This window comes from Pseudomonas sp. SDO5532_S415 (assembly GCF_054071155.1).
In genome coordinates this window covers 1-2615 of the sequence record NZ_JBSVWS010000323.1, presented here as the reverse complement: position 1 = coordinate 2615, position 2615 = coordinate 1, and the positions used below count along the sequence as shown (strand labels likewise).

Annotated in this window: 2 protein-coding genes; both read right to left on the bottom strand. The window is 59.2% G+C overall.

The annotated features are described in order from the left end of the window. Nucleotides 1-88 precede the first annotated feature (88 nt). Entirely contained in the window at nt 89-856 is a 768-nt protein-coding gene (locus tag ACW9HW_RS29740; RefSeq protein ID WP_095194499.1) for a TerC family protein, read from the bottom strand. An 85-nt stretch (nt 857-941) separates the two neighbouring features. Next, nucleotides 942-2249: a CitMHS family transporter gene (locus ACW9HW_RS29735; protein ID WP_056854231.1), complete on the bottom strand. Its 1308-nt coding sequence runs from the start codon at nt 2247-2249 to the stop codon at nt 942-944. Nucleotides 2250-2615: the final 366 nt, after the last annotated feature.

Below are 2615 nucleotides of genomic sequence, written 5' to 3'. Positions count from 1 at the left end.
ACAGACGACTTTGATGTCGACTGGCATTCCCTCTTCGCGAGCAGGCTCGCTCCCACAGGTTTTGCGCGCTAAGCGGCAGACAACAGGGTTACTGCCCCGGAATGTCCTTGCGCAGTTTCACCGGATCCTGCTGCTTCTTCTTTTTGGCAATCGCGGTGCGCATCTTGATGTTGATCGCTTCCACTGCCAGCGAGAATGCCATCGCGAAATAGACGTAGCCTTTTGGCAAGTGCACTTCGAAGGACTCGGCAATCAACACGGTACCGACCAGCAACAGGAACGCCAGCGCCAGCATTTTCAGCGACGGGTGCTTGTCGATGAACGCACTGATGGTACCGGCGGCCAGCATCATCACCAGTACGGCGACGACGATCGCAGCGACCATGACCGGTACATGGGAAACCATGCCCACGGCGGTGATCACCGAATCCAGGGAGAACACGATATCGATGATCGCGATCTGGATGATGGTGTACAGGAAGCTGCCGCCCTTGACGCTCGGCTCATCATGGGTTTCATCTTCGCCTTCCAGCGCGTGGTACATCTCTTGCGAGCTCTTCCACAGCAGGAACAGACCACCGAAGAACAGGATCAGGTCTCGCCCGGAAATGCCCTGGCCGAACACTTCGAACAGATCGGCGGTGAGACGCATGACCCAGGTGATCGACAGCAACAACAGAATCCGCGTGATCATGGCCAGCGCCAGGCCGAAAATCCGGGTGCGCGCCTGCATGTGCTTGGGCATGCGGCTGACCAGGATCGAAATCATGATGATGTTATCGATGCCCAGGACGATTTCCAGGGCGGTCAGGGTGAAGAAGGCAACCCAGATTTCAGGGTTGGTCAGCCATTCCATGTGTATTCCTTTGAGCGAGTGTTAAACCACAAAGGGTCCGGGCTTCAAACAGCGAAGCCTGGACCCTCAATGGTGAGTCTTGGGCTTATAGAGTGCTGAACAGCGGAAAAATCCCCATCAGCAACGCGGCGACCAGTATGCACATGCACACCAGCACTGCCCACTTCAGGGTGAAGCGCTGGTGATCACCAAAATCGATCCCGGCCAGGGCCACCAACAGGTAAGTCGATGGTACCAGCGGGCTCAGCAAGTGGACGGGCTGACCGACGATCGAGGCACGTGCCATTTCCACCGCGGTTATACCGTAATGGCTGGCGGCTTCGGCAAGTACCGGTAACACGCCGTAATAAAATGCATCGTTCGACATGAAAAAGGTGAACGGCATGCTCACCAGCGCCGTGATCACGGCCAAATACGGGCCGAGGAAATCAGGGATCACCGACAGCAGGCTTTTCGACATGGCATCGACCATACCGGTGCCCGACAGGATACCGGTGAAGATGCCGGCGGCAAAGATCAGCCCGACCACTGCCAGCACGCTGCCGGCGTGCGCCGCGACGCGATCCTTCTGCTGCTGCAGGCACGGATAGTTGACGATCATCGCGATACTGAAAGCCACCATGAACAGCACCGGCAGCGGCAGCAGGCCGGCGATCAGGGTGCACATCAGGCCCAGGGTCAGGGCGCCGTTGAACCAGATCAGCTTCGGACGACGGGCATCCGGGAACTGGGAAACGCTGATTTCGCTGTGATCGATTTCATCGCCGACCAGATGCAGTTCACCCAGGCGCGCACGCTCACGTTTGCCGTAGAAATAAGCGATGGCCAGGATAGCCACGACACCGGCAGCCATCGCCGGAATCATGGGGACGAAGATCGCCGACGGATCCACATGCAGCGCACTGGCCGCACGGGCGGTCGGGCCACCCCATGGGGTCATGTTCATCACGCCACCGGCGAGGATGATCAGACCGGCCATGATCCGCGGGCTCATGCCGATGCGGCTGTAAAGCGGCAGCATGGCGGCCACGCAGATCATGTAAGTGGTCGCGCCGTCACCATCGAGGGAAACGACGAGCGCCAGTACGGCGGTGCCGACCGATACTTTCAGGGGGTCACCCTTGACCATCTTGAGGATCTTGCGCACGGCCGGGTCGAACAGGCCGGAGTCGATCATCAGGGCAAAGTACAGAATGGCGAACATCAGCATCACGCCGGTCGGCGCGAGCTTGGTGATGCCTTCAAGCATCATCGGGCCGATTTTCGGGCCGAAACCACCGAACAGGGCGAAGACGATCGGGATGATGATCAGGGCGATCAGCGCGGACAGGCGCTTGGTCATGATCAGGAACATGAAGGTGATGACCATGGCGAAGCCAAGGAAAGTCAGCATGGGAATACTCCAGGCGTGGCGCGGCTAGGGAATGGGCGGACCGGGTCGGGTCAGCGCAGAACGGGAAGCACGAGACGTACGGGCGGAGTGACAACGAGGAGGCGGGTTACAGAGGACATCAGAATCACCATTGTTGTTGTTAAATGGACCTGGCGAGCAATCGAACACTCGCATTGGCCAACCGGTCTGTTGCCGGCAGTGAGGGCGATCCTAATCGCGCAAGCTTTCAGCCAGCTTTCGGCCATGAACGCGTTGACCGGAAGTGCAACCGGTCGTCGGACGGGGCAGGGAGGTAAACCGAGTCAAGCCCCTTCGCGAGCAGGCTCGCTCCCACACTGGATCGGTGTCGTACGCGAGCCCCCGTGT